Annotated in this window: 1 protein-coding gene; it reads left to right on the plus strand. The window is 68.3% G+C overall.

From position 1 onward, the window contains the following. Nucleotides 1-498, plus strand: a 498-nt coding sequence (locus QCE69_RS39380) for a hypothetical protein (protein WP_309936165.1), incomplete at both ends; no start/stop codon positions are given.

The raw sequence follows: 498 nt of genomic DNA on the forward strand, positions 1-498 counted from the left end.
GACGGGCACGCTTGCGGCCGGCGTGAACGGTGATGGGTCGTTGGCGCAATCGGGTGACCTCGACGTGAGCGCATCAGGCGCCGTGGCGGCGACCGGCCGCAATGTTGCCGGCGGCAATGCAGCCCTGAGCGGCAGCGCGCTCGATCTCGGCGGCAGCACCACGTCTGCGCATGGCGCGCTTGTACTGGCGGCGCGCACGGCCGATGCGATCCTGTCGGGCGCGACGGTCACGGCCGGCGGCGGCCTCAACGTGAGCGCCGCGAATGCGCTGGTCAACGATCAAGGCATGCTCAGCGCAGCAGATATCCAGTTGAACGCGGCGTCGCTCTCGAACCGCGATGGCAAGATCGTGTCGAGCGGTGCATTGACTGGCGATGTTCGGGGCGCTTTGCAGAATCAAGGCGGCACGATGCAGGCTACGGGCGCGGCACAGGTGCGCGCAGGCGGCATCGACAACAGCACTGGCGCGATCGCAGGCAGTCAGCTGACGATCACCGC

Origin of the sequence: Caballeronia sp. LZ032 (assembly GCF_031451315.1) — a bacterium.
GTDB lineage: Bacteria > Pseudomonadota > Gammaproteobacteria > Burkholderiales > Burkholderiaceae > Caballeronia.